Consider the following 26,952-nt stretch of genomic DNA (forward strand, 5'->3'; position numbering starts at 1 on the left):
ACCGTTGTTCAATGCCTTGGGGGCCGCGCCATGCTGACACGCAAGCAACATGAACTGCTGATGTTCATCCACGAACGCCTCAAGGAAAGCGGCATACCGCCGTCCTTCGACGAGATGAAAGAAGCGCTCGATCTTGCCTCCAAATCGGGGATCCATCGCCTGATCACGGCGCTGGAGGAGCGCGGCTTTATCAGGCGGCTACCCAATCGGGCGCGTGCGCTGGAAGTGCTGCGGCTGCCGGATTCGATCGCGCCCGGCCTCAACGCGGCAAAGAAATTCTCGCCAAGCGTCATCCAGGGCAGCCTGGGTCAAAACAATCTCGGTCGCCAGATCAAGCCGGCGGCCGCACCTTCGCGCCTGCCCGCGGCCGGCAATGACGACGATGCGGTTTCAGCCGTGTCCATCCCGGTCATGGGCCGTATCGCCGCCGGTGTGCCGATCGACGCCATCCAGCATCAGACGCATACGATCTCGGTGCCGCCGGATATGATCATGGGCGGCGAGCACTATGCGCTGGAAGTCAAAGGCGACTCGATGATCGAGGCCGGCATCTTCGACGGCGACACGGTCATCATCCGCAATGCCGATACGGCAAGCCCAGGCGAAATCATCGTGGCGCTGGTCGACGAGGAGGAAGCGACGCTGAAGCGGTTCCGCCGCAAAGGCGCCTCGATCGCCCTCGAAGCCGCCAATCCGGCCTATGAAACCCGCATTTTCGGGCCGGACAGGGTCAAGGTGCAAGGCAGGCTGGTCGGCTTGATCAGGCGCTACTGAGCCTGTTTGCCATCGGGCTTGTCGGGCTTGTCGGGCTTTTTATAGGGCGGCAGTCCCCTCGCCTCGCGTGAGAATTTTCGTTGCTCATGCCAGGGCCGGTATGGTTGGTCGACGGCGAATTCGATCTTGGCCGGGGTCGTGGCCGACCGAGGATCGAAGAAGACCGCGGCACTTCCCTTGCGGGCGAGCTGCCGTTTGGTGACGACGAGAACCAGCGGATTGTGGCAGGCATCGTAGGCGGTCGCGTCATTGACGACGATGAGGTCGGCGAACGCGCAGGCCTTCCAGGTGTCCTTGCGGTCTTCGACATGCGCTATGATCGCACCGGACGGGTGTCTGGCGATACAGACGCCTTCGGTGCAATAGAACGGCGCCCCCGCCGGCAGGTTTGCCGCATCGGCGATGGCGAATTGCCCACCTGCCTTGTCGAACATCTCCGGTACGACGATGGCTTCCGATGTCAGCGCGCGTTTCCAGTTGTCGACGGTGAATTCGTTCGGGCGAGCCCGGTTGACCGCGAGTTCGCCGCCGCCGATCGGTAGCGCGACCAGCCGCGCATCTTCCGAGATCAGCACATCGGGGGTGCGCGTATCCGACACAGTCAACAAGCTGGCAAGCGCGAATGGCAGTGCCGCGAGCCGCAGCCGGGTCGTCGCCATCGTCGCGATGACCAATGCGACGGTCACCAGCAGCACGGATTGCCGCGAAATCAACCCGACACCATCGATTGGCGAGCGCTCCGATATCCACGCCGATACGGCAATCATCGCCGTCAGGCCTTTGCCCATGAGGTAAAGAGCCGGCCAATCCAGTCCGAACGGCATCAGCAACGCACTGGCGACGGCCAGGAACATCACGACCGACACGATCGGCATGACGGCCAGATTGGCGAACAGGCTGAGCGGCGACACCCGCTGGAAATGCCAGATCGCAAACAGCGCCGTGGCGCTGCCGGCGATGATGGATGTCATGGCCAGTCCGCCTGCCCCCAAAAGGAGTTTTCGCGTCAGGAACCCAGCCAGGGATCGCTTTGGCGCCGGTGGCCTCGTCTTTCCCGCATGGTGATCCGCCCAGCCCGCATAAGCGCCGACCAGCGCCGCGGTCGCGGCGAAGGACATCTGGAAACTCGGGCCCACGACCTCGTGCGGGGACACCGCGATGACGGCAATGGCCGAGATTGCCAGGTTGCGCATTGTCAGCGCCGCCCGGTCGAATAGAACGGCGATCAACATCACGGCCAGCATGATGAAGCTGCGCTCGGCGGCGACGACGACACCCGAGATGACGAGATAGGCCGCGATCGAGAAAAGCGCGGCGGCGGCGGCGTACTTCTTGACCGGGCGGCGTGAGGAAAAATCCGGAAACAGCGCGAATACGCCGCGCATCAGCATCATCACGGTGCCCGCGACCAGCGCCATGTGCAGTCCGGAAATGGAAATGATGTGATAGATGCCTGTCCGCCGCATGGCTTCGTTGATTTCATCAGGAATGCCCGCGCGCACCCCGACCATCAGCGCCGCCGCGATCTCACCCTCGGCGCCACCGACACTGGCTCTGATGTGGTCGGCGATGTCCTGCCTGGTATTTTCGACCGACGAGGCAAGGCGGGACCACAGCGGCGCCTCGTCGTCGTCGGGAACGATCCTTGGCGTTCCCATGAAGAAGCCGCTGCCGCCGATCCCAGCGAAATAGCTGTCGAAGGAAAAATCGTAACTGTCCGGGCGCACCGGACCGGTCGGCGGCAACAGCCTGGCGTAGCCGCTCACCAGCGAACCGGCCTTCACGCCGGCCGGTATCTTGGCGGCGGAAATGCGAACCCGTTCCGGTGCATAGCGCAATTTCGGCCGGACGGTCGACGTCACGTCGATGGTCAACCGGATACGTCCGGTCTCCATATAGTCGAGCGACACCACCCGGCCGGTCACCTGCGTGGCGATTTCAGAGCCAAGCATCGGCGTCCCCGCCCGCCACGTCTCGACCTTGGCGGCGAGCACGCCAAGGGCGCAGAGCAGCGCGGCCATCAGACATAGATGGGTCCTGGGCCAGGATCGCGAGGCGACCGCACAGAGAGCCATCAGCACGACGGCGGCGATGGGCTGGACGAACCCAGGTTCAGCCGCCATCGAGAAATAGACGATGACGCCCATGGCCAGGAACACCGGCACCAGCAGGAATGCGATGCCGCGATCGAGCTCCAGCGTGGCCGCCGAAGCCACGCCCGCCTGTACTCTAGGCCACGAAAGGCGGCCGAGATGACGGCGCAGGCGAGCGACCGCACCGGTTCTGGGCACGGTGACCGGCGCGTTGATGCCCTCGGGCAAGGACTGCTCGCCAGGGCGCAATACGGGCAGTGCCGCCGGCGCCGATGGTGCGAGCGCGGGATTGGCAAACAGGGACCGTTCGCTGACGCCGACAATGGCGTCCTCGCCCTGATCCGAGCCCCGGCTCCGTCCAGCCATCGGGTCTGCCCCTTGCACCCTCGACGCCCTATGCTACATGAACGCGCGACGCGCGAAAGTCCGCGCACGCCGCACCCCGCTTCAGACGTTTTCCGAGAGTTCCATGTCCGACAAGGTCATCACCCGTTTTGCCCCCTCGCCGACCGGCTATCTGCACATTGGCGGCGCGCGCACGGCGCTGTTCAACTGGCTCTATGCCAAGCACACCGGCGGCACGATGCTGCTGCGCATCGAGGACACCGATCGCGAACGCTCCACGGATGCAGCCACCACGGCCATTCTCGACGGGCTGACTTGGCTCGGCCTGTCGTGGGACGGCGATGCGGTCTCCCAGTTCGAGCGCGCGCCACGCCACCGCGAGGTGGCCGAGGAACTGGTGCGCCTGGGCAAGGCCTATTACAGCTACGAGACACCAGCCGAACTCGAGGCGATGCGTGAGGCCGCGCGGGCCAAGGGCCTGCCGCCGCGCTACAACGGCCACTGGCGTGACCGCGATCCGTCGGAGGCACCCGTCGGCGTCAAGGGCGCCATTCGCATCAAGGCGCCGACCGAGGGCGAGACGGTGGTGCAGGACCGGGTCCAGGGCGAGGTGCGCTTTCCCAACAAGGATCTCGACGATTTCATCATCCTGCGGTCGGACGGCAACCCGACCTACATGCATGCCGTTGTCGTCGACGATCACGACATGGGCGTCACCCACATCATCCGTGGCGACGACCACCTGACCAACGCCGCCCGCCAGAGCGTGATCTACAACGCCATGGGCTGGGACGTGCCGTCGATGTCGCACATCCCGCTGATCCATGGTGCCGATGGCGCCAAGCTGTCTAAACGGCACGGCGCGCTCGGTGTCGAGGCCTATCGCGCCATGGGCTACCTGCCGGAGGCGCTGCTCAACTACCTGGCGCGCCTGGGCTGGAGCCATGGCGACGACGAGATCATGTCGATCAAGGACATGATCTCCTGGTTCGACATCGGCGACGTCAACAAGGGCGCGGCGCGATTCGATTTCGCCAAGCTCGAGGCGCTGAACGGCGTCCATATGCGCCGCATGGCCGATTCCGAACTGTTCGACATTTTCATCGCCACCTTGCCCTATCTGGAGGGCGGCCCGGCGATGGCGGCGCGCCTCGACGAGAAGAACAAGGCGCAGTTGCTGGCGGCACTTCCGGGGCTGAAGGAACGCGCCAAGACGCTGGTCGAGCTCGTCGATGGCGCCGCCTTCCTGTTTGCCGCGCGGCCGCTGCCGATCGACGACAAGGCGGCACTGCTGCTCAATGACGATGCCCGCAAGATATTGCGTGGCGCTCACGAAGCTTTGAAGTCGCTGGCGGGCGACTGGACGGCGGCCACGGCCGAGGCCGCGATCCGCGACTATGCGCTGGCTGGCGGCCACAAGCTTGGCGCCGTGGCCCAGCCGCTGCGCGCCGCCTTGACCGGCAAAAGCACCTCGCCCGGTGTGTTCGACGTGCTGGCCGTGCTGGGGCGCGAGGAAAGCCTGGCCCGCATAGCGGATCAAATCGATTAGGAGCAAACTGGCCCAAGAAGATTGGCATTGAAAGGCGGGTTTCGCAGTGCAACATTAGGTCTTGGCCCAATCTGGCACGCACCTCCTAGAATGCGGTGGCGAATACGCGCATTGCGGTGATTTCGACGTGTCGCTCTGCGGAATTTGCCTTTGCCGGCATGAGGAAACAAGAAGGAGTTTGCAATGACCGAAGCTGCGAAAAAACTGGATGTGGGCGGCCAGGAGGCCACGGCAACGCTGGAATTCGCCGGCAAGACCCACGAGTTCAAGGTGCGAAGCGGCTCGGTCGGGCCCGACGTCATCGACATCGCCTCGCTCTACAGCACCACCGGCGCCTTCACCTATGATCCCGGCTTCACCTCGACCGCGAGCTGCGAATCCGAGATCACCTTCATCGACGGCGATGCCGGCATCCTCCTGCACCGCGGCTATCCGATCGACCAGCTGGCCGAGCACGGCGACTTCCTCGAAGTCTGTTATCTCCTGCTCTATGGCGAACTGCCCACCAAGGCGCAGAAGGACGATTTCGATTACCGCGTGACGCGCCACACCATGGTGCACGAGCAGATGTCGCGCTTCTTCACCGGCTTCCGCCGCGACGCGCACCCGATGGCGGTTATGTGCGGTGTGGTCGGCGCCTTGTCGGCCTTCTATCACGACTCGACCGACATCTCCGACCCCTACCAGCGCATGGTTGCCTCCATGCGCCTGATCGCCAAAATGCCGACGATCGCGGCCATGGCCTACAAATACCACATCGGCCAGCCGTTTATTTACCCGAAGAACGATCTCGGTTTCGCGGCAAACTTCCTGCACATGTGCTTTGCCGTGCCGTGCGAGGAGTACAAGATCAACCCGGTGCTGGCGCGCGCCATGGAGCGCATCTTCATCCTGCATGCCGATCACGAGCAGAACGCTTCGACCTCGACCGTTCGTCTCGCCGGCTCGTCGGGCGCCAATCCGTTCGCCTGCATTGCCGCAGGCATCGCTTGCCTGTGGGGTCCGGCGCATGGCGGCGCCAATGAAGCGGCGCTCAACATGCTGGGCGAGATCGGCCATGTCGATCACATCCCGGAATTCATCGCCCGCGCCAAGGACAAGAACGATCCCTTCCGGCTGATGGGCTTTGGCCACCGCGTCTACAAGAACTACGATCCGCGTGCCAAGATCATGCAGAAGACGGCGCATGAGGTGCTGGGCGAACTCGGCATCAAGGACGATCCGCTGCTCGACATCGCCATGGAACTGGAAAAGATCGCGCTGACCGATCCCTATTTCATCGAGAAGAAGCTCTACCCGAACGTCGACTTCTACTCCGGCATCACGCTGAAGGCGCTGGGCTTCCCCACCACCATGTTCACCGTGCTGTTCGCCGTTGCCCGCACGGTCGGCTGGATCGCGCAGTGGAAGGAAATGATCGAGGATCCGCGCCAGAAGATCGGCCGTCCGCGCCAACTCTACACCGGAGCGCCGGAGCGCGATTACGTTCCGATCGCCAAGCGCTAAAATCAGGCAGTAGTGAGTAGTGAGTAGTAAGTAGTCAGATTGGAGATTTTGCTACTCACTACTCACTACTCACTACTGCCTACTCACTCTCTTCACGTACCCCATCACGACCTGCGCCGCGATCTCACCGGACGGCCTGTCCGTTGCCATGCGCCGTGAGATCTCGGCAAACCCGTCTTTCTGCCAGGCGCGCATTCCTGTGTCGGCCAACAGCGCTTCCACCTGGCGTGCCAGATTGTTCGGTTTGACGTACTCGTTGTAGAACTCCGGGATCAGCGCGCGATCCGAGATCAGGTTGGGCAGCAGGGCCGACCAGACGGAGACGAGATAGGGCGCGACGACACGCGCGACAGGGTCGAGCCTATAGCTGGAGACCATCGGCACGCCGGACAAGGCCAGTTCCAGGGATACGGTGCCGGAGGCGATCAACGCCGCGTCGGCCTTGCCGAAGGCCTGCCATTTGCGCTCGGGCTCAAGGATGATCTCGGGTTTCTCGTCCCAGCGCGTGACAGCGGACCGCACGGTATCGGCGACATGCGGCACCGTCGGCAGCATCAGCCGGAGCCGGTGCCCGCGAGCCCGCAACATCGACACGGTCTCGCCAAACGGCTCGAGCAGCCGCCGCACCTCGCCGCGCCGCGAGCCGGGCAGGACAAGCAGTGTCTTCACGCGATCCGGCGAGAGGTCGCGCGGCTGACCTTGAGCCTTGGCGGCCGACAGCACGCCCGCGTCATGGGTGAGACGATGTCCGACATAGGTGCCAGGCGGGCCGCCCAGTCGCGCGAGCTCCTTCACCTCGAAGGGCAGGATACACAGGATGTGGTCGACATAGGGCTTCATCGCCACCGCCCTGCCCGGACGCCACGCCCAGACGCTCGGGCAGACATAGTGGATGATCGGGATCGACGGGTTGGCCGCGCGCACCTTCCTGGCGACGCGCAGCGAAAAATCAGGGCTGTCGATGGTGACGAGGCAGTCTGGCCTGGCGTCGGCAACCATGCCTGCCATCTGGCCGATCCGCCGCATCAGGCGCGGCAGATCCCGCAGGACGGCACTGAAACCCATAAGCGCGACCTCGCCGGCGTCGAACGGAGGAACCAGCCCAAGCGCCTGCAGATGGCGGCCGCCGAGACCGACCAGTTGCACCTCGCGGCCCGTCATCTGGCGGAGCGACCGGATGATGTCGGCGCCAAGCAGGTCGCCCGATTCCTCGCCCGCGACGATCGCGATCTTCAACGCTCTGTCAGCCATGTCAGGACTCCGCTGCGGCCAGGCCGACGATGAACAGCCCAAGTTCGTTGGCACGCGAGAGGGTCGCGGGACCTTCGAGGATCAGCGAGCGACCCGCCTCGACGGCAATGCCGGCGAGCCCTGCCGCATGCGCCGCTTCGACCGTTTGCGGCCCCATCGAAGGAAGGTCAGCGCGTAGCTCCTGGCCTGGCTTGGCGCATTTGACCAGAACGCCGCGCGTCTTGCCGGCGATACGGCCATGGCCGCGCAGCAGCCTGGCGCGGTCCAGCAATCCGGCCGTGCCCTCGATGCCCTCGAGTGCAATGGTCCGGCCGCCGACCGCGATCGCCGCCTGACCGATATCCAGTGCCCCGATGGCCTTTGCCGCGGCGAACCCTGCCTCGATATCGCGCCAGTCCGTTTTCCGAGGCCCGGCCTTGGTCAACACGCCTTCGGCGGCGACGAGGCTCGGCACGATCTCGTGAGCGCCCACGACCTTTATCCCCCGGGCCTCGAGCCCGCGCGCCACCACCTTGAGCAGCCCGTCGTCGCCGCGCGCCAACGCCATGACAACGACCGGTATCACGGCGAGCAGGCTGAGGCTTGGGCGCAGATGTGTCAGTCTGGGCCTGCGCTTTATCTCGCCGGCAAGCACCAGATGGGTAATCCGGTTGCGCTTGAGCAGTGGAACGAGCGACCCTATCGCCTCCAGGGCAAGTGTATCATGCTCGTACCGGGACAACTCCGCCAGACGGTCGGCCTCGCCGGCCATGAGCACGATGAAGGGCGCATGACCCTGTTCGGCCAGACCGGCAGCGACTTCGACCGGAAGGCTGCCGCCGCCGGCGATGATGCCGACCCTGGCATCAGGCGGGAGATCGAGACCAGCCGCGGCTGTCTCAGCCTTCGTCATCGGTATCGTCGTCATCGCCGCGCTTGAGCGATGGCACGGCAAAGTGCCGCTTGCCGCGACTGGTGATGAAATCGATGATCTTCATCGCGGCTGGGGAAGAGGCGAATTCCGCCTTGGCGAACTCGACGTTTTCGCCGACGGTGCGGGAGCGGTCGAAAATCGTCTTGTAAGCCTTGCGCAACAAATAGATTTCGGAACGCGGCAGGCCGGCCCGCTTGAGGCCGATGATGTTCAAGCCGCGCAAGCTGGCGCGGTTGCCCGCGGCGATGGCATAGGGAATGACGTCACCAACAAATGCCGAACACCCGCCAAGAAAGGCATTGTCGCCGACGCGCACGAATTGATGAACGGCGCTGAGGCCGCCAATATAGACATTGTTGCCGATCTCGCAGTGGCCGCCCAGCGTCGCCCCATTGGCGAAGGTAGCGTTGTTGCCGACGGCGCAATCATGGGCGATGTGGGCATAGGCAAGGAAATTGCCATTGTCGCCAACCGTCGTTTCGCCACGGCTGGTGTCGGTGCCGACATGCATCGTGACGCCTTCGCGTATGGTGCAATTGGAGCCGATGACGAGCGTGGTGCGCCCGCCCTTGTGCTTGGTGTTCTGCGGCGGCGCGCCCAATGTCGCCATCGGATAGACCTTGGTCGAGGCGCCGATGGTGGTGGCGCCCATCACCGAGACATGGCTGACCAGTTCGACACCGTCGCCGATCACCGCCTCGGCGCTGACATGGCAGAACGGCCCGATGCGCACACCCTCGCCGATTTGAGCGCCTTCTTCCACGACGGAGGAAGGATGGATTGACGTCTTGATTTTCATAGGCACTCGATCGTCAGTCGCCGGTGACCATCATGGCTGAAATCTCAGCCTCGGCTGCCTTGGTACCTTCGACCAGGGCCTCGCAGGCGAATTTGAGCAGGTTGCCGCGCTTCTTGATTTTCTTGACATGGATCTTCAACTGGTCGCCGGGAACGACCGGTTTGCGGAATTTGGCGTTGTCGATGGTCAGGAAATAGACCAGCGACGGTTTCGACGCCCCAAGGCTGCGGATGCAGATGGCGCCGGCCGTCTGCGCCATGGCCTCGACGATCAGCACGCCCGGCATCACCGGCTGCTCCGGGAAATGGCCCTGAAAATGCGGCTCGTTGATGGTGACGTTCTTGATGCCGATGGCGGAGTCGTCGCCATCGATGTCGACGATGCGGTCGATCATCAGGAAGGGATAACGGTGTGGCAGGAGCTTCATCAGCCCCAATATGTCGACCGCTTCCAGCGTTGTCGCCGCCACCATGTCAGCCATTGTCCTTGCCCTGCTTGCGTGCCCTGGCCATCGTGCGCAACATGGCTATCTCTCGCATGGCTTCCGCCATCGGCTGTGCCGGGTAGCCACCCCATATCTCGCCGGCGGGAACATTGCTCATAAATCCACTTCTGGCGGCAAGCTTGGCACCTGAACCAATCGTCAGATGATCCGCGAGCCCGACACCGCCGCCCATGGTGACATTGTCCCCCACCACCACGGAACCTGAAATACCTGAAAGCCCGGCTACTATGCAATTGCGGCCGATGCGGACGTTATGGGCGATCTGCACGAGATTGTCGATCTTGGTGCCTTGCCCGATGATAGTGTCGGACATGGCGCCGCGATCGACCGTGGAATTGGAACCGATCTCGACATCGTCCTGGATGACGACCCGTCCGATCTGTGGAACACGCTCCGGCCCCTTGGCGCCGCCGACAAAGCCAAAGCCGTCCTGACCGATCCTGGCGCCACCATGGATGATGACCCGGTTGCCGACCAGCGCGTACTGGATGCTGGCGCCCGGGCCGACATAGCCGTCACGGCCGATCTGGCAGGACTGTCCGATGACGGCATTGGGTGCAATGACGGTGCCGCTGCCGATCGAGACTCCTGGCCCGACGACCGCGCCGGCCTCGATGACGACGCCGGCTTCGACATGCGCGGTCGGGTCGACATGGGCATGCGGCGAAACACCGGTTTCGCCGGTCATTGCTCCCGGCGTGGCGGCTGTCGGAAACAAGAGGCGCCCAACCAGCGCGAAAGCCTGTTGCGGCCGTGGATGGGTCAGGACAGCGATGCCGGACGGCGCCTTGTTTGCGAACTCCGCCGGACACAGCACCGCTGCAGCCCGCAGCGACGGCATCAGCGCGGAATTACGCCTGCCGTCGACGAAGACCAGCGCGTTGGCGCCGCCTTCATTGGCTGGCGCCAGCGCATCGATCACAACGCCGGATTGGCCGGAATCGACTAGCACCGAGCCGGTCAGATTCGCGACTTCGGCCGCCGTATACCGGCGTGATGGCGCGAAGAACACCGGGTCGGTCATTCCAGAAGCTATATCCAGCTAGGTCGGAACATTTCTCCCGGATCGAAAAAACCCGGGAGCATCGTTGGCCGCCGATCAGAAGCGGGTCGATATGCCGAAGTTGAATTCCTGCACGTCGTCGGTGGCTTCCTTCCTGACGGGGATCGCATAGTCGATGCGGATCGGGCCGAACGGCGAGGCCCACATCAGGCCGAGACCCACGGAAGCGCGCAACTTCATGCCAACCGACGACTGATCAACCAGGCTCTGGTTGCCGATCTGGCTGCCGTAGAGCGTTGCCGCGTCGGCGAACACCGCGCCACGCAAGCCGAAGCTCTCGGGAACGACCGGCAGTGGGAACTGAGCTTCGGCCGACGCGTTGAAATAGGTTGTACCGCCCAGGTGATCGCCTACACCGGCGGAGTCAACGGGACCGATGCCGCCGTAGGCAAAGCCGCGGATCATGCGGTCGGTGCTCTGGAACTGATCGAAGATACGCAGACCGCCATCGCCACCATACCCCTCGACATGGCCGGCGCCGCCCGAAATGAGGCCGACGAGGTCAAGCTGTTCGGACAGCGTCTGATAGATGCTGCCGCGCCCCGTGATCTTCACGAACTTGGCATCGCCGCCGAGACCGGCAACTTCCACCGTCGTGTTGGCATAGATACCCTCATGCGGGTTCTTCATGTCGTCGATGGTGTTGTAGACCAGCCCCAGGCTGACCGACGACTTGATCCAAGGGCTTTCGGCGATGCCATCCAGAATGGCCGGCGAAATCGTGCAGGTGCCGTCCGGATCTCCAACAGTGGTAGGACCGCAGCTATCGTCGACCTTATATTTCTCCTGCGAGATATTATACGCCAGCTGGGTCGTGATGCTGTTGGTGATCGGCAGTCCGAAACGGATCGTCGCGCCGGTGGTGTCGCTGTCGTAATTGTTGTTGTATTCCCGCGTCGACTTGTAGATGTCGAAGCCGGCGGCGATACGCCGCCCGAGGAAATACGGCTCGGTGAAGGACAGGCTGTAGTCGCGCGAATTCTTGCCGCCACCCGCCGACACCTTGATGAACTGGCCACGGCCGAGGAAATTGCGCTCGGTGATCGATCCTTCGACGGACGGACCAGCCGAATCGCCACCGGTCGAATAACCAGCACCGACCGAGAACTCGCCAGTCGATTTCTCGACCACGTCGACCACAAGCACGACCTGATCGGGGGCCGAGCCCGGCACCGTGGAAATGTCGACTTTGTCAAAGTAATTGAGGTCTTCCAGGCGTTTCTTGGCGCGCTGGATCAGCACCTGGTTGAACGCATCGCCTTCGCTGACATCAAACTCGCGACGAATGACATAGTCACGCGTACGATCGTTGCCGCGGATTTCGATGCGCTCGACATAGGCCTTGGTGCCCTGATCGACGGTGTAGACCACCGAGATCGTGTGATTCTCGAAGTTGCGGTCACCGCGCGGCGTCACCTGGGCGAAGGCATAGCCGGAACCGGCCACCTTCTCGGTCAGCGCGATGATGGAGTCTTCCACGTCCTTGGCGTTGTAGACGTCGCCCTTGCGGGTTTCGACCACCGACTCCAGCGACTTCGAGTCGACTTCCGGAATGGTGCTCTCGACGCTGATGTCGCCGAAATTGTAGCGCTCGCCTTCCTGGACGGTGATGGTGACCGTGTATTTGTTGGTCGCGTTGTCGAGCTCGCCGACAGCGGAGACGACCTGGAAATCGGCATAACCGTGATTGTAGTAGAAGCGGCGCAGCAGCTCCTGGTCGGCACGCAGCTTGTCTTCGTCATAGACGTCGTCGCGCAGGATGAACGAGACCCAGGACGAACGCTTGGTGTTGATCACGTCAGACAGACGGCGGCTCGAATAGGCGCTGTTGCCGACGAAATTGATGGCCGCGATCTGCGTGCGGTCGCCTTCGGTGATGTGGAACACCACATTCACGCGGTTGTCGCCGAGCTCCATGACCTGCGCGGTCACGCCGGCATCGTCGCGGCCGATGCGCCTGTAAGCGGCCTTCACCGCCTCGACATCCGAATCGAGCGTGGCCTGAGAGAAGGTACCGCGCGACTTCAGCTGAACCGCGGCCTGAAGCGCGTTGTCCTTGAGCTTCTTGTTGCCCTGGAACAGCACCTGGTTGACGACCTTGTATTCCGAAACCTTGACCACCAGGGTCGAGCCGACCTGGTTGATCTGGACGTCCGAGAACAGGCCGGTGCCGAACAGTGCCTTGACCGCGCTATCGACATCGGAGCTGGAGAAGGCCTTGCCGGGCTTGATGGTGATGTAGTTGCGAATGGTATCGGCGTCGACACGCTGGTTGCCGCTCACCTCCACCCTGCTTACGACAGCGGCTTCGGCCGCCGATGTGGCAACGAACTGCACTGCGAGCGCACCTGGTACAACCAGAGCGGCGGACAGTGCCGCCGCTGACGCGGCGTTTAGAAACTTGGATGCTGCCTTCATCGGGCTTAATAACCTTTTCTCGTAGTCCCCACGGCGAGAAAACCGGACGTGCGGTCATTTCCCCTACCGTATTAACCGGATTTTCCCTACACGCAAGGCTTCTGGTTAATTTGTATTTACTTAACCCTGTTGCGTGGCTTTCGCGTCACTCATATCCCCGTGCATGGTAAACGGCGTCTCAACATCGACCATGCCCAGGCCAAATTCCTTCATGATTTCAGCACCCAAAGAGATCGTTCCAGAACACGAACCCCATGAAGCACAACACCAGAAGCAGACCGGCCCGATAGGCCATTTCCATCATCCGTTCCGACACCGGCCGGCGGATGACGGCCTCCACCCCGTAGAACAACAGATGGCCGCCGTCGAGGGGGGGAATCGGCAAAAGGTTTAGAATGCCTATCCCCACGGACAGCAGCGCGACGAGCTGCACCAGCCATTCGAAACCCAATTTGGCGGCCCTGCCGGCCATGTCGGCGATCTTGACCGGGCCACCCAACTGGCACTTGTCCTCGCGCCCGACGGCGAAGCGTTGCATGAACTGGCCGGTGCGCTCGATGACGTGGCCGGTTTCCTCAATCGCCGCCGCAACGGCTCCGACCGGGGTGTAGGTGATGAGACGAGGCTGGCCGAGTTCCTTGTTGTTGACGACGCCGATCACCGCGACCTTGACCTTGTTGCCGAGCGCGTCCTCCTGCTCCATCAGTTGCGGCGACGCGGTCACCGTGACCTCCTTGCCGTTGCGCAGCATGACGAAGGTGATGGTATCGCCGGCCCGGCCCGAAACCAGCCGCTGCACGTCGCCGAAGGTTTCGACCTTGCTGCCGTCAACGCTGACGAATCGGTCGCCAGGCAAAATGCCGGCCTTGGCCGCGGGACTGTCGGTGGTGACCTCCGCCACCATCGGCTCCGCGACATAACGCCCGTAGGAGGCAAACAGCACGGAAAAGACGACGATCGTCAGCAGGAAGTTGAACAGTGGCCCGGCCGCCACCGTTGCCGCGCGCTTCCAGATCGGCTGGGTGTGGAAGGCAACCTTGCGTTCCTCATCGGTCAGCGTCTCGAGCTCTTCCGATGTCGGCTGGCTGGAGGTGGCGTTCATGTCGCCGACAAACTTGACATAGCCGCCAAGCGGTATGGCGCAAAGCTTCCAGCGCGTGCCATGCCTGTCGTTGAAGCCGATGAGTTCGGGACCAAAGCCGATCGAGAAGGCCCTGACGCCGATGCCGCACCAGCGGCCGACGAGATAGTGGCCCATCTCGTGAACGAACACGACCACGGTCAGCACGAAGAGAAACGGCACGAGCGTGCCGAGAAAGAAGCCTTCCGTGCCGAAAATCGCGTGAAGAATCTCGTTCAATTCAAGCCCTCAAATTCTTCCGCGGTCGCGCCGTGACTGTGACATCAATCCAGGCGAATCCAAGGCAGGTCCGCCCCCGATCGTGCAACGACACCATTCAAATGGGAAACAGCCCCTGTGCCGGATGCTCGGCGCCCGCCGAAATCCAGCCGATGACGTATAGGGCAAGAGCGGCCGCGACAAGCCCGTCGACACGATCCATGATGCCGCCATGGCCAGGAATGAGCACGCCCGAATCCTTGTGGCCATGCCGCCGTTTGACCCAGGATTCGAACAGGTCGCCGGCTTGGGCGACAACAGACAGCACCAGCGCCACAAGGCCGAGCAAAGCCAGATTGCCGGCGCCGGCGATGGCGGCCAGCAGAAGTCCCGCGACGACGCCACCGACCGCCCCGCCGAGCGCGCCGCTGCGCGTCTTGCCGGGCGAAATCGACGGCGCCAGTTTGGGACCACCGACGGCGCGTCCGACGAAATAGGCGAAGATGTCGGTCGCCCAGACGACCGCGAACAGGAACAGGATGGCGAGGAGTCCCGAATGGTCGCCGTCGCGCAAAAGGGCAAGCGAGAGGCCGGATACGCAGGCATAGGCAAGGCCGCCAGCGTCCCACTGGCCGATCTTGCGAATGCCGGCGGCGGTCGCCGTTATTGCGACCAGGACCACGACGAGCGGCAGCAGCCAGAATGCGGGCAGGCCCGCGATCAGGGCGCCGACGAAAATGACCATCAGCGCTTCCGGCGGAAAACCAAGCCCTTCGGCCGCAACGGGCCGCGACATGCGGGTCCACTCATAAAAGATCATTGCCGACATCAGGGCGCACAGCAGCCGGAAAGGCAGGCCGCCGAGCCAGGTCAGGCCAAGCGCGACGATGGCGAGCACGACCGCTGAGATGACACGCAGCTGAAGGTTGCTCATCCCGCGGCCGGCCGCGAAGCGACGTCTTGCGGGCCCAGTCCGCCGAAGCGGCGCTCGCGGCCGGCAAATTCGCGCAAAGCCTCGGCGAAGTGCTCGCGGTTGAAGTCCGGCCAGTAGCACGGCAGGAAGACGAGTTCGCTGTAGGCAGCCTGCCACAAGAGGAAGTTGGACAGGCGAAGCTCGCCGCTGGTGCGGATGACCAGCTCCGGATCGGGAATGCCTTGCGTGTCGAGAGCGCCGGCAAAGCTTTCGGCCGATATCGCCTCGCTGTCGATTTCACCGCGCGCCACGGCCAGGGCGAGCTTGCGCGCGGCGCGGACGATCTCGTCGCGCCCGCCGTAGTTGAAGGCGATCACCAGCGTCAGCGAGGTGTTGTGGATCGTCAGCGATTCGGCTTCGTCGAGCAGCCCTCTGATATCCGCCTGCAGCCCTGCCCGGTCACCGATGATCCTCACCCGCACGCCGCTCTGGTGCAGCTCGGCGAGGTCGCGGCGGATGAACAGCTTCAAAAGCCCCATGAGGTCGCTGACTTCGGACTTCGGCCGCGACCAGTTCTCCGACGAGAAAGCGTAGACGGTCAGGAAGGAGATGCCGAGACCGGGGGCAGCGCGCACCGCCTTGCGCAGGGCCTCGACGCCGGCGCGATGACCCGCGAGCCTCGGCATGCCGCGCGCCTTTGCCCAGCGTCCATTTCCATCCATGATGATCGCGACATGCGCGGGCGTTGTCATGATCTCGCTTTCGGGTCAGCCAAGGGCCAACCCTAAACCTGCATGATTTCAGCTTCCTTGTCGGAAAGCAGATGATCGATGGTGCCGATGGTTTCGTCGGTAAGTTTCTGGACCTGGTCGGAACGCTTGCGCTGATCGTCCTCGCTGATCGTGCCGTCCTTCTCCGCCTTCTTCAGGAAATCCATGCCGTCGCGGCGCACATGCCGCGCGGCGACACGGGCGTTCTCCGCGTAGCCGTGCGAGATCTTGACCAGTTCCTTGCGGCGCTGTTCGTTGAGTTCCGGCAGCGGAATCCTCAGATTGGTACCGTCGACGATCGGGTTGAAGCCCAGATTGGATTCACGGATCGCGCGGTCGACGGCGCCAACCATCGACTTGTCCCAGACCGAGACCGCGATCATGCGCGGCTCCGGCACGGTGACGTTGGCCACCTGATTGATCGGCATGGTGGTGCCATAGGCCTGCACCTGGATCGCGTCGAGCAGATTGCTGGAAGCGCGTCCGGTCCGCAGCGAGGCCAGATCGTGCTTGAACGCGGCGATTGCCCCATCCATGCGCCGCTTGAGGTCGTCGTACTCACCACTCATTCTAGTCTCCTCGACCCGTCTGCCGCGGGTTCACTGCTTCGGGGCACGGCCCCGTTTTCGAGCCTGATTTCGAAAACCGGTTTCCCTTCTCTCCAGGGATCAGGCCCGGATCACTCGTCCGCGACGACCGTGCAACGGCCGCCGCCCCTCAGAATATCGCCGAAACCACCCTTTTCGTGGATCGAATAGACGATTATCGGAATGTTGTTTTCACGCGCAAGTGCAATCGCAGCCGTATCCATGATCGAAAGGCCGCGATTTATGACTTCGGCGTGGCTGATGCGCTCGAAACGGGTCGCGTTCGGGTCCTTTTTCGGGTCGGCCGAATAGACGCCGTCGACCTGCGTGCCCTTGAACAGCGCGTCGGCGCCGATTTCGGCCGCACGGAGCGCGGCGGCCGAATCGGTGGTGAAGAACGGATTGCCGGTACCGCCGGCGAAGATCACCACCTTGCCCTGGTTCATGTAGGCGGTCGCCTGGCGCTGCGAAAAGCTCTCGCAAAGCTCGGGCATGGCAATCGCGGACAGCACCACGGCGTCGACGCCGATCTTGTTCAGCGACGTGCGCAGCGCCAGCGAATTGATGACCGTGGCAAGCATGCCCATATGGTCGCCGGTAACGCGGTCTCCACCCTTGGAAGCGACGGCCACGCCGCGAAAGATATTGCCGCCGCCAATGACGACACCCACCTCGATGCCCAGCGCGCGCGCTTCGGCAATGTCGCCTGCGATGCGGTCGACGACCGAGACGTCGATGCCGAAATGCTGTTCGCCCATCAACGCTTCGCCTGAAGCTTTCAGCAGAACACGTCGGTAGAGGGGCTTCACCGTCATCTGGTTCCTCGAAAATCCCGGCGCGGCAAACTTTGAAGGCGAAAAGGGCCTCCTGCTTCGTCCGGCGGTGCTGTCATGACGGGTTGACCGGATACACGAAGGGCGCGGCGATGTCACGCCGCGCCCTTGTGCAAAATTCCAGGCTTTTTGGATCAGTTGCTGCTGATGGCAACGGCTTCGCCTTCGACCACGACCGGCGATGCGTAACCGGACGGCTTGTCGCCGGTCACGACACCGCCGGCGACACGGACCTGGATCTCGGGACCGAAAAAAGAATGCGGGAACGGCGCCGGTGTGCCGCTCACCTTGTCCAGCCGCTGGCGAAGCGCGGGCGGTATGGAGAAATCGAGCGCCGCAAGATTGTCCTGCAACTGCGAAAGCCTCGTTGCGCCAAGGATGACGGTGGCGATTCCTGGCTGTGTCGCCACCCAGTTGAGCGCCACCTGAGCCATGCCGCGACCGAGTTCGGCGGCGACTTTCTCCAATTCCGCCACAACAACCCAGTTGTGCTCGCTGAATTTCTGGAAACCTGGATGCGTGGTGTTGCGAAAGCCGTCGAGCCGGCCGGCATTGCCGCCTTGCGCCGGGCGGTACTTGCCGCTCAACAGCCCGCTGGCCAGCGGACTCCAGACCATGATGCCGGCGCCATGGCGTGTCCCGAACGGCACGAATTCGTGCTCGATGGCACGCTCCGCCAGGGAGTATTCGAGCTGCAACGCCGAGATCGGCTCATAGCCGCGCAGTTCGGCGATCGCCTGTGCCCGCCCGGCATACCAGGCCGGCACGTCGGACAGGCCGATGTGCCGTATCTTGCCTGCCCGCACCAGATCGTCGAGCGTCCGCAGCACCTCCTCGGCCGGCGTCAGCCTGTCCCAGATATGCATGAGATAGAGATCGATGTAGTCGGTGCCCAGCCGCTTCAGCGAGGCGTCGACGGCGCGCATGATGTTCTTGCGGCCATTGCCGCCGGCGTTCGGATTGCCGGGGTTCGAGTTCATGGTGAATTTGGTGGCGATCACCGCCTTGTCGCGCAAGCCGCGCTCGGCCACGAATTCACCGAGCCAGGTCTCGGCCGTGCCGCCGGTATAAAGGTCGGCGGTGTCGAAGAAATTGCCGCCAGCCGCGACATAGGCGTCGAACATCGCGCGCGCCGTGTCCCGGTCCGCGCCCCAGCCCCATTCCGTGCCGAAGGTCATCGTGCCCAGCGCCAGCCGGCTGACGCGCAGGCCGCTGTTGCCGAGTGTGTAATAGCTCATCGTCATTGTCTTTTCCGATCCTGATCCGGTTGATGCGGGCGTCATTGGCCAGGCGTCGCCTTGACCCAGGGATTGCCGCGTTCATGCGTCATGCGGAAGGTGAAGCCATCGACCTTCCAGGCGGTGCCAGAACGCGTCAGGTGGTGCTCATACGTACCCCAGACTTCCCACAGCGGATCGCCATTGCCCTCCATCCGGTTCCAGGCATAGCCGTTTGACAGAACAGTCGCCGTGTCCGCTTCGAGGACGACCTGATGATTGGTGCGCAGGTGCAGGCTGGTCTTGCCGGCCTTGAGATTGCCGGCCCAGGCGCCGATCAGATCGTCGGAGGCAATGTTGGCCGCTGGCTGCCCGGACAGGCTGCTGAAGTCGGCGGTGACGCGATCGGCGAGATAGAAGCGGGCAAGCTTCCAGTCCCGCGCGTCGACCGCGCGGTCGATGGCATCGGCGATGCGGATGACGGTGCGCTCATCGGCCAGCGCCTGCCAGCCGGTCGGTTCGGCGCCACCGGCATCGGCTGGCGCCAGTGCGATACCGGCCGCGAAATTGACGTGCTTCAACGCATTCATGTCCTTGCTCCCTGATCTGGCCCATGGCCGTGCTGTTGGGGACAATGTGGAGCAATGCGTCGACATCGATAAGATTGCATTGTTTGCAAGGACCATGCGATATCATTCATGAATGGATCGCGATCTCCTCAGCCACCTGCCTGTCATAGTCGCCGTTGCCCGACGCGGGGGCTTCGCGCTTGCCGCGGCCGAACTGGGCATGAGCCCTTCGGCGGTCAGCCATGCGGTGCGCCTCGTCGAGGAGCGGATCGGCCAGCCGCTGTTTGCACGCACGACGCGAAGCGTCTCGCTTACCGAGGCCGGCAAGGCGCTGGTGGAGACGGCGGCCCCTGCCCTCCAGGATATTGCCGAGCGCATGGACCGTATCCGCAGCGTCAAGGGCAGGCCGTCCGGCCTGCTCAGGATCAACGCCTCCAACATCGCGATCCCATTGGCCGTGACGCCGGTCGTCGCGGCAATGGCCGAGCGTTATCCCGACATTACGGTGGACATTTTTGCCGATCAGGGGTTGGTCGACATCGTTGGCGAAGGTTTTGACGCCGGCATCCGGCTGGGCGAGATGATCGCGCAGGACATGGTGGCCATCCGGCTGACGCCGCCCTTCAAAACCGTCATCGTCGCCTCACCTGCCTATATCGGGCGACGTGGCCGCCCGCGCGGAATCGCCGATCTCGCGAACCACAATTGCATCGGATACCGGCTTGTCCGCTCGGGTGCGCTCTATCGCTGGGATTTGACCTGGGACGGCAAGGATGTGGTCATGGAGACCAGCGGAACAGCCATCGTGACCGACTCGCTCGCGGCAATCGATCTGGCCCTCGCCGGAGTGGGCCTAGCCTATATGTTCGAGCCCTTGGCGCGCGGCGATCTTGCGGCCGGGCGCCTGGTGCAGGTTCTGCCGCAGTCGGCGATCGAGGAACCCGGGCTTTTCCTCTATTTCCCGCGCCGCGCGGCGATGGCGCCGAAGCTCAGGGCCTTTATCGACACCGCAAACGAAATCGGCCTGACATCCCTGCGGACATCAGGCCGAAAAACGCAGTCGCAATAATGCGATAGGACGCTTACTTCTTGACCGCCGCCGCGACTTCCGCGGCGAAGTCGGTCTCTTCCTTCTCGATGCCCTCGCCCAGCGCGAAGCGCAGATAGGCGGTGATCGTGGCCGGCGCGCCGATTTCCTTTTCGGCATCCTTCAGCGCCTTCTCGACGGTGATGTCGGGATTGAGCACGAAGGCCTGCTTCAGGAGCACGACTTCCTCATAGAACTTGCGCAGGCGGCCCTCGACCATCTTCTCGATGATGGCTTCCGGCTTGCCGGACTGGCGCGCCTGGTCGGAGAAGATCGCCTTCTCACGCTCGACGGCCGCCGGATCGATCTGCTCGGCGGTCAGCGCCAAGGGGTTAGTGGCGGCGACATGCATGGCGACCTGGCGGCCGAAGGCGTTGGCGGCATGCTCGTTGCCCGTGGTCTCGATCGCCACCAGCACGCCGAGCTTGCCGAGGCCATCGGCAACCGAATTGTGGACGTAGGTCGCGACCGCGCCATGCGGCACGGTGAGCTTGGCCGAGCGGCGGAAGCCCAGGTTCTCGCCAATGGTGCCGACGGCGTCCTTGATGGTGTCGGTGACCGACTTGTCGGAGCCCGGATACTTCGCGGCGGCCACGGCTTCCGTCGTGCCATAGGCAAGCGCCACCTTGGCGACGTTGGCGACGATTTCCTGGAACGCCGCATTGCGAGCGACGAAGTCGGTCTCGGAATTCACCTCGACGATGGCGGCTTCGCGCACGCCGTTGTCGACGCCGATCAGACCTTCGGCGGCGGTGCGGCCGGCCTTCTTGTCGGCCTTGGAGATGCCCTTCTTGCGCAGCCAGTCCACGGCTTCTTCCATGTTGCCGTTGGTCTCATTCAACGCCGTCTTGCAGTCCATCATGCCCGCGCCGGTCAAGTCGCGGAGTTCTTTGACCTGTGCAGCCGAAATGCTCATTGTCGCCTCTTTGTTTAAATGCACCGACGCACCATCGGTACTCGATGGTGCGTCTGTTTTAGCGTGCCAAAATATGAGAAAGATGAAGGCCGCTGCCGGCCTTCGATTATCAAGCCCGGATGTTTATCAAGCTTCTGGGGCTTCCGACGCAGGGGCCGGATCGAGCGCCGGCTCGACCGGAGCTTCGACCGAAGCGCCAATATCCATGCCGAGCGCGCCCTGCTGGCGGGCGATGCCGTCGATGGCGGCCTTGGCGATCAGGTCGCAATAGAGCTGGATGGCGCGGGCCGCGTCGTCATTGCCGGGGATCGGGAAGTCGATCTTGTCCGGATCGCAGTTCGAATCGATGATGGCGACGACCGGGATGCCGAGACGCTTGGCCTCGAGGATGGCGATCGCTTCCTTGTTGGTGTCGATCACGAACATCAGGTCGGGCGTCGAGCCCATGTCCTTGATGCCGCCGAGCGCCTTGTCGAGTTTCTCGCGCTCGCGGTCGAGGTTCAGGCGTTCCTTCTTGGTCAGGCCTTGCGCTTCGCCGGCCAGCATCTCGTCGAGCTTGCGCAGGCGCTGGATCGAGTTCGAGATCGTCTTCCAGTTGGTCAGCATGCCGCCGAGCCAACGCGAGTTGACGTAGTACTGAGCAGAACGCTGCGCGGCATCGGCAACGATGTCCGACGCCTGGCGCTTGGTGCCGACGAACAGCACGCGGCCGCCCTTGGCGACGGTGTCGGAAACCTGCTTCAGCGCCTGGTGCAGCAAAGGCACCGTCTGCGAGAGGTCGATGATGTGGATGTTGTTGCGGGCGCCGTAGATGTAGGGCGCCATCTTCGGGTTCCAGCGGTGGGTCTGGTGGCCGAAGTGAATGCCAGCTTCCAAAAGCTGGCGCATGCTGAAATCAGGCAGTGCCATTCTCATTTCCTTTCCGGTTAGCCTCCACGGACACAGGCATTTTCGGACCGAGGTCCTTGAACGCCACCGGAGGTTTCAGCCGGATTTCTCCCGGGCAGACACCAAAGTCCGTGTGTGGAATGAGCGGGCATATAGAGGGGAAGTCCGACAAACGCAAGCGGGACGGCGCTTTAACGCCTAGCGTGCGGCAATCAGCGCTCCGGTGCCGATCATCGCGCTGCCGGCAAACCTGTTCATCAGCCGCATCCGCCGCGGCGTCCTGAACCAGCCCGAAGCCCGGCCGGCGAGCGCGGCATATACCCCCATGGTCACGATATTGACGCTGATGACGGTCGCCACCACCAGCAGGCCATCGAAAAACGTCATCGTATCGAGGTCGAGAATCAGCGGCATGATCGAGGCATGGAACAGGATCGCCTTCGGGTTCCCCAATGCGATGGATGCGCCCAGCAAGAATGATCGGGACAATTTCGCCTGCCCCGTCCCCTGCTCGTTCGATTGCGTCGCCGAGGCCCGCCACATCCTGACGCCGAGAAAGATCAGATAGGCGGCGCCGGCGTATTTCAGCAGGAGAAAAATCCATTCGAAGGTCTGAGCCAGGGCCACCAGCCCGAGCAGCGCCAGAGTGACGAGCACGGCGTCGCCGGCGGCGACCCCAACGCCGGCCATGAAGGCCCGCAGGAACCCACGCGATACGCCGTTGGTGATGACCGCGAACATTGCCGGTCCCGGCGTGGCGGCGGCGAGCGTGACGGCGGCGCAGTAAGCCAGGAATGCCGTTGGTGTCATCGCTTGGCCTTTCCGTTGGGCACCCGCACGCGCCGGAAGATGGCGACGATCTGCTCGCGGCTGCACTCGATGGCGCCGAGCCGCACCGCACGGTCGCGCTCGAAGCCGGTTATGTCATAGTGTGGAGCGGATGTCTTGGGCGGGCCCTGGTAAGACGCGCGCTTGATGCCGAGTTCAGCCGCAAAGCGATGCAACTCGTGGGTGTCGTCGGCCAGGAGATGGCACCAGAGATGACCAGCCCATTTCCAGATCGCCGCATCGACATAGACCGCCATCAAGCCCGCCGCGGCCAACTCACTTGCGCCTCGCTGCTATTTCGATACGGGGCAAGGCTTTGTCTGGTCGAACAGCGACAGGTTGACCAGCTTGCCGGTCATGGAGAAGTCGCCATAGTCCATGGTGAGATCGCGGGTGATGCCGTTCTCGTGCAGTTTGAAGCTAATGCGGTATTCCGGCACTTCCTCGCCGTTCTGGGCGCTGTCGTCGAAATAGGCGATGTCGACCGGCCAATATTTGTCGGTGGCAAGCTTCGCCAGTGCCGGCGCTTCCGGGTCGGCCTTGTCGGCTTCGGTCTTCTTGCCGACGACAACCGTGGTCGTCATCACCTTGTTGGCGTCCTCCGAGCCGTCGAACAAATTGGTCTGGTAGAAGTTCTCGCCCTTTTCCGCCTTGCCGATCAGTTCGACCAGATGCTGGGTCGGAAACTGGGTGGCCGCGAGTTCCAGGCTGTTCTTCTCCGGCTTGTCGATATCGACCTTCAGGCCCTTGGGATTCTTCGTCGCGACGCCCTTCACCTCCTTGTCGAGGTTCTGGTCGACGAAGGACTTCGTCACGAAGGAAAACATCTTGCCTTCCGCGTCCTCGAAGGTGGTGGTCTGCTGGTCGGTCAGCTTCGTGTTGTCATTGGTGGCGATCTGGGTGACGAAACGGAATTTCACCGTATAGCCTTCGCAGGCCGAGCCATTGAACTCGTAGACCATGCGGCCGGTGATGCCGGTGATGCCGGATCGGTCATCCGCCTTCTTGAGAGTGAGATCATAGACGGCGCGATGCGCCTGCAACGCCGGGACGGCGAAAGCGGAGCCTACGGGGAAGAGCGCCGACAACAGAGCGGCGTGGACTGCAAGGCGCACTGCGCGCATGAGGTACTCCAATCGTCGCGGCTGATGGCAGGCCGCAGGGAAAGATGGTCCAGCTTAAAAAAAGTCGTGGCGGAAGCGAGGCAAAAATAGCAATTTCGGCCCGGCCAGCGCGGCATCTTCCAGCAATAGGGAAAAGCAATGAGTGAAACAATCGAAAAGCGGCTAAGCGATCTCGGCGTGACGCTTCCTGTTGCCGCCGCGCCCGCCGCCAACTACGTGCCCTATTGCAGATCAGGCAACCTGCTGTTCACGGCGGGGCAATTGCCGCTCAAGGACGGCAAGCTGCAGGCGAGCGGCCTGCTCGGCCGCGACGTCGACACGGCAACCGGCAAGGACGCGGCGAAATACTGCGCCATCAACATCCTGGCGCAGGCCAAGGCCGCACTTGGCGACCTCGAGAAGATCCGCCGCCTGGTGAAGATCACCGTCTTCGTGGCGTCTGCCCCCGACTTCGTCGAGCAGCATCTTGTCGCCAACGGCGCCTCCGATTTCCTGGTTGCCGTGCTTGGCGAGGGCGGCAAGCACGCTCGCTCCGCCGTCGGCACCGCCTCCCTGCCACTCAATGCGGCGGTCGAAATCGAAGCGATCTTCGAAGTCGAATGAGTGAAGGTGAAGACATGACCGACCTCTCCTGGCTGACTGCCCGGCCGGTTGCCCATCGCGGCTTCCATGACATGAACAAGACGCGCTGGGAAAATACGCTTGCCGCCTTCGCTGCCGCGGCCGAACGCGGTTACGCGATCGAATGCGACGTGCATCTGTCGTCCGACGGCGTTCCCATAGTCATCCATGACGACGATTTGCAAAGGCTGACCGGGCAGGACGGTTTCGTCTGGCAACGCAGCGCGGCTGAACTGACCGCGCTCAAGGTTGGCGGCACGGCCGATCACGTGCCGACGCTGCAAGAAACGCTCGATCTCGTCGATGGCCGCGTGCCCATGGTTATCGAGCTGAAAGGAACCCCTGGTCGCGACGAAGGGCTGGTGGCGCGCGTCGGCAAGATGCTCACGCGCTATAAGGGCAAGGCGGCGATCATGTCTTTCGATCACTGGCTGATCCGCGATTTCCCCAGGCACGCGCCCGGCATTCCGGCTGGATTGACCGCCTATGGCAAGGACGCCAAGCTGATCGAAGCCCATTTTTCCATGCTGGCACACGAGCTCTCCTTTACCTCCTATGCCGCCGGCGACCTGCCCAACCCGTTCGTCAGCTTTGTGCGTGAAAAGCTCAAAATGCCTGTCATCACCTGGACGGTCCATGATCAGCCGGCGATCGACCTGACGTTCAAATATGCCGACCAGATGACATTCGAAGGGTTCGAACCCGACCTGGTCGAGGTCGCCTGAGCAGAGTGTCTGAAACGTGACTTGTAGCGGCTTGGATGGAGCTTAAATAAGCCTCATGGATCAGGGCGACGATGGCGACGAACAACCGGCGAATGCGGATTATTCGATCCGCATCGCCGCCGGCATCGGTGCCTTTACCCGCGACGAATGGAACGGCTTTGCCGGAACCACGCGCGGTGACGGAGAGACGGACTACAATCCGCTGGTTTCCTTTGCTTTTTTGAGCGCATTGGAAGATTCCGGCTGCGCCGTGCGGCGTACCGGTTGGCAAGGCCATCACCTGCGGCTGGAAACAGCGCAAGGCAGGCTGCTCGGCGCCGTTCCCTGTTATCTCAAGTCGCACAGCCAGGGCGAATATGTGTTCGATCACGGCTGGTCGGATGCCTTCGAGCGCGCCGGCGGCCGTTACTACCCCAAACTGCAAAGTGCCGTGCCATTCACGCCCGTTACCGGCCCTCGCCTGCTGGTCGGGAAAGGCGAGGATCAGGATGCGGTGAAGGCCGGGCTTGCCGCCGGTCTGAAAATGGTGACCGACAAGCTCGGCGTATCCTCGGCGCATGTCACCTTCGCGCAGGAGAGCGACGTCGCGACGCTGGAGGCCGCGGGCTTCCTGCATCGCACCGACCAGCAATTCCATTTCTTCAACGAAGGCTTCTCCACCTATGACGACTTCCTCGCCACGCTTGCCTCGCGCAAGCGCAAGGCGATGAAGAAGGAACGGCGCGAAGCGCTCGCCGATGGCATCACGATCGATTGGCTCACCGGCAAGGACCTGACCGAAAAGGCCTGGGACGATTTTTTCGCCTTCTATATGGACACCGGCAGCCGCAAATGGGGCCGCCCCTATCTGAACCGCCAGTTCTTCTCGCTGATCGGTGAACGCATGGCGGACGACATTCTGCTGGTGATGGCCAAGCGCAACGGACGCTACATTGCCGGCGCCATCAACTTCATCGGCTCCGATGCGCTCTACGGCCGCAACTGGGGCTGCATCGAGGATCACCCCTACCTGCATTTCGAGGTCTGCTACCACCAGGCCATCGACTTCGCCATCGAACGCAAGCTGAAGGTGGTCGAGGCGGGCGCGCAAGGCGAGCACAAGCTGGCGCGCGGCTATCGGCCGGTGACCATGCATTCGGCACACTACATTTCACACCCGGGCCTGCGCAATGCGGTCGCCGACTATCTCAAGCGCGAGCGGCGCGAGGTCGAGCGGATGGGCGAATATCTGGAAGAACATACCCCGTTCCGCAAAGATATTGGCGATCTCGACTGATCGCGCCGCGGCCTCGTCTTGCCGCTCGGAAGCGGCTTCGCTA

At 63.0% G+C, this 26,952-nt stretch carries 26 protein-coding genes; 7 read left to right on the top strand and 19 right to left on the bottom strand.

The features are described 5' to 3' along the window. Nucleotides 1-30: 30 nt before the first annotated feature. Nucleotides 31-774, top strand: coding sequence for a transcriptional repressor LexA (gene lexA, locus FJ948_RS01000; protein ID WP_140701348.1), 744 nt, complete (start codon nt 31-33; stop codon nt 772-774). On the opposite strand, the gene FJ948_RS01005 is transcribed toward lexA, so the two are convergent. Next, on the bottom strand, nt 768-3,233 hold the full coding sequence (locus FJ948_RS01005) for a ComEC/Rec2 family competence protein (protein WP_140701350.1): 2,466 nt from the start codon (nt 3,231-3,233) through the stop codon (nt 768-770). The two genes, lexA and FJ948_RS01005, sit on opposite strands and share 7 nt — an antisense overlap. A 103-nt stretch (nt 3,234-3,336) precedes the next feature. Here FJ948_RS01005 and gltX point away from each other — a divergent pair, with 103 nt between their 5' ends. Next, nucleotides 3,337-4,761 (top strand): glutamate--tRNA ligase, encoded by a 1,425-nt coding sequence (gene gltX / locus FJ948_RS01010; RefSeq protein WP_140701352.1) that lies wholly within the window; start codon nt 3,337-3,339, stop codon nt 4,759-4,761. 183 nt (nt 4,762-4,944) lie between these two features. Then, complete coding sequence (gene gltA / locus FJ948_RS01015; protein ID WP_015317794.1) at nt 4,945-6,267, top strand: citrate synthase; 1,323 nt, start codon at nt 4,945-4,947, stop codon at nt 6,265-6,267. Between the two features lie 72 nt (nt 6,268-6,339). Here gltA and lpxB read toward each other — a convergent pair whose 3' ends face one another. From lpxB to FJ948_RS01080, 13 genes are all read right to left on the bottom strand, one after another. Next, nucleotides 6,340-7,518 (bottom strand): lipid-A-disaccharide synthase, encoded by a 1,179-nt coding sequence (gene lpxB, locus FJ948_RS01020; protein WP_140701354.1) that lies wholly within the window; start codon nt 7,516-7,518, stop codon nt 6,340-6,342. Nucleotide 7,519: 1 nt separating this feature from the next. Further along, nucleotides 7,520-8,425: an LpxI family protein gene (locus tag FJ948_RS01025; RefSeq protein WP_140701356.1), complete on the bottom strand. Its 906-nt coding sequence runs from the start codon at nt 8,423-8,425 to the stop codon at nt 7,520-7,522. Further along, the gene (lpxA, locus tag FJ948_RS01030; protein WP_140701358.1) at nt 8,397-9,230 is read right to left on the bottom strand and encodes an acyl-ACP--UDP-N-acetylglucosamine O-acyltransferase; all 834 of its coding nucleotides are present in this window, start codon (nt 9,228-9,230) and stop codon (nt 8,397-8,399) included. Before lpxA ends, FJ948_RS01025 begins: the two co-directional genes overlap by 29 nt. A 13-nt stretch (nt 9,231-9,243) precedes the next feature. Then, nucleotides 9,244-9,711 carry a 3-hydroxyacyl-ACP dehydratase FabZ gene (fabZ, locus tag FJ948_RS01035; RefSeq protein WP_015317790.1) on the bottom strand — a complete coding sequence of 156 codons (468 nt, stop codon included), beginning with the start codon at nt 9,709-9,711 and terminating at the stop codon, nt 9,244-9,246. Then, complete coding sequence (gene lpxD, locus FJ948_RS01040) at nt 9,704-10,759, bottom strand: UDP-3-O-(3-hydroxymyristoyl)glucosamine N-acyltransferase (protein WP_140701360.1); 1,056 nt, start codon at nt 10,757-10,759, stop codon at nt 9,704-9,706. The genes fabZ and lpxD overlap by 8 nt, the downstream gene beginning before the upstream one ends. 75 nt (nt 10,760-10,834) lie before the next feature. Further along, on the bottom strand, nt 10,835-13,216 hold the full coding sequence (gene bamA, locus FJ948_RS01045; protein ID WP_140701362.1) for an outer membrane protein assembly factor BamA: 2,382 nt from the start codon (nt 13,214-13,216) through the stop codon (nt 10,835-10,837). Nucleotides 13,217-13,433: 217 nt separating this feature from the next. Next, nucleotides 13,434-14,576, bottom strand: a complete 1,143-nt coding sequence (gene rseP / locus FJ948_RS01050; RefSeq protein WP_140701364.1) for an RIP metalloprotease RseP — start codon at nt 14,574-14,576, stop codon at nt 13,434-13,436. 97 nt (nt 14,577-14,673) lie between these two features. Then, nucleotides 14,674-15,489, bottom strand: a complete 816-nt coding sequence (locus tag FJ948_RS01055) for a phosphatidate cytidylyltransferase (protein ID WP_140701366.1) — start codon at nt 15,487-15,489, stop codon at nt 14,674-14,676. Further along, entirely contained in the window at nt 15,486-16,220 is a 735-nt protein-coding gene (locus FJ948_RS01060) for an isoprenyl transferase (RefSeq protein ID WP_140701368.1), read from the bottom strand. Before FJ948_RS01060 ends, FJ948_RS01055 begins: the two co-directional genes overlap by 4 nt. Before the next feature lie 32 nt (nt 16,221-16,252). Next, nucleotides 16,253-16,807: a ribosome recycling factor gene (frr, locus tag FJ948_RS01065; protein ID WP_140701370.1), complete on the bottom strand. Its 555-nt coding sequence runs from the start codon at nt 16,805-16,807 to the stop codon at nt 16,253-16,255. Between the two features lie 110 nt (nt 16,808-16,917). Continuing rightward, a complete protein-coding gene (pyrH, locus tag FJ948_RS01070) occupies nt 16,918-17,640 on the bottom strand; it encodes a UMP kinase (protein WP_140701371.1) in 723 nt (240 codons plus the stop codon). Nucleotides 17,641-17,792: 152 nt separating this feature from the next. Then, nucleotides 17,793-18,902 carry an aldo/keto reductase gene (locus FJ948_RS01075; RefSeq protein ID WP_140701373.1) on the bottom strand — a complete coding sequence of 370 codons (1,110 nt, stop codon included), beginning with the start codon at nt 18,900-18,902 and terminating at the stop codon, nt 17,793-17,795. A 35-nt stretch (nt 18,903-18,937) separates the two neighbouring features. Continuing rightward, nucleotides 18,938-19,465, bottom strand: coding sequence for a nuclear transport factor 2 family protein (locus FJ948_RS01080; RefSeq protein ID WP_140701375.1), 528 nt, complete (start codon nt 19,463-19,465; stop codon nt 18,938-18,940). Nucleotides 19,466-19,577: 112 nt separating this feature from the next. On the opposite strand from FJ948_RS01080, the gene FJ948_RS01085 reads away from it, so the two are divergent. Further along, nucleotides 19,578-20,513, top strand: coding sequence for a LysR family transcriptional regulator (locus FJ948_RS01085; RefSeq protein ID WP_140701377.1), 936 nt, complete (start codon nt 19,578-19,580; stop codon nt 20,511-20,513). Between the two features lie 13 nt (nt 20,514-20,526). Here the strand turns inward: FJ948_RS01085 and tsf are convergent, their stop codons facing one another. From tsf to FJ948_RS01110, 5 genes are all read right to left on the bottom strand, one after another. Beyond that, nucleotides 20,527-21,447, bottom strand: coding sequence for a translation elongation factor Ts (gene tsf, locus FJ948_RS01090; protein WP_140701379.1), 921 nt, complete (start codon nt 21,445-21,447; stop codon nt 20,527-20,529). Nucleotides 21,448-21,573: 126 nt separating this feature from the next. After that, the gene (gene rpsB, locus FJ948_RS01095) at nt 21,574-22,356 is read right to left on the bottom strand and encodes a 30S ribosomal protein S2 (protein WP_140505484.1); all 783 of its coding nucleotides are present in this window, start codon (nt 22,354-22,356) and stop codon (nt 21,574-21,576) included. 177 nt (nt 22,357-22,533) lie between these two features. Continuing rightward, nucleotides 22,534-23,145: a LysE family translocator gene (locus tag FJ948_RS01100; protein WP_140701380.1), complete on the bottom strand. Its 612-nt coding sequence runs from the start codon at nt 23,143-23,145 to the stop codon at nt 22,534-22,536. After that, on the bottom strand, nt 23,142-23,420 hold the full coding sequence (locus tag FJ948_RS01105) for a DUF4031 domain-containing protein (RefSeq protein ID WP_140701381.1): 279 nt from the start codon (nt 23,418-23,420) through the stop codon (nt 23,142-23,144). The genes FJ948_RS01100 and FJ948_RS01105 overlap by 4 nt, the downstream gene beginning before the upstream one ends. Before the next feature lie 36 nt (nt 23,421-23,456). Then, nucleotides 23,457-24,287: a cell envelope integrity EipB family protein gene (locus FJ948_RS01110; RefSeq protein ID WP_140701382.1), complete on the bottom strand. Its 831-nt coding sequence runs from the start codon at nt 24,285-24,287 to the stop codon at nt 23,457-23,459. Between the two features lie 138 nt (nt 24,288-24,425). Here FJ948_RS01110 and FJ948_RS01115 point away from each other — a divergent pair, with 138 nt between their 5' ends. Genes FJ948_RS01115 through FJ948_RS01125 form a run of 3 tightly spaced genes read left to right on the top strand, consistent with a single transcriptional unit; the run spans nt 24,426 to nt 26,909 of the window. Continuing rightward, the gene (locus FJ948_RS01115) at nt 24,426-24,890 is read left to right on the top strand and encodes a RidA family protein (RefSeq protein ID WP_140701383.1); all 465 of its coding nucleotides are present in this window, start codon (nt 24,426-24,428) and stop codon (nt 24,888-24,890) included. Between the two features lie 14 nt (nt 24,891-24,904). After that, nucleotides 24,905-25,633, top strand: a complete 729-nt coding sequence (locus FJ948_RS01120) for a glycerophosphodiester phosphodiesterase (RefSeq protein ID WP_140702174.1) — start codon at nt 24,905-24,907, stop codon at nt 25,631-25,633. Between the two features lie 55 nt (nt 25,634-25,688). Then, entirely contained in the window at nt 25,689-26,909 is a 1,221-nt protein-coding gene (locus FJ948_RS01125) for a GNAT family N-acetyltransferase (RefSeq protein WP_140701384.1), read from the top strand. The last annotated feature ends 43 nt before the right edge of the window (nt 26,910-26,952 follow it).

It is taken from the genome of Mesorhizobium sp. B2-3-12, from assembly GCF_006442205.1.
In the GTDB taxonomy this organism is placed as follows: Bacteria; Pseudomonadota; Alphaproteobacteria; order Rhizobiales; family Rhizobiaceae; genus Mesorhizobium.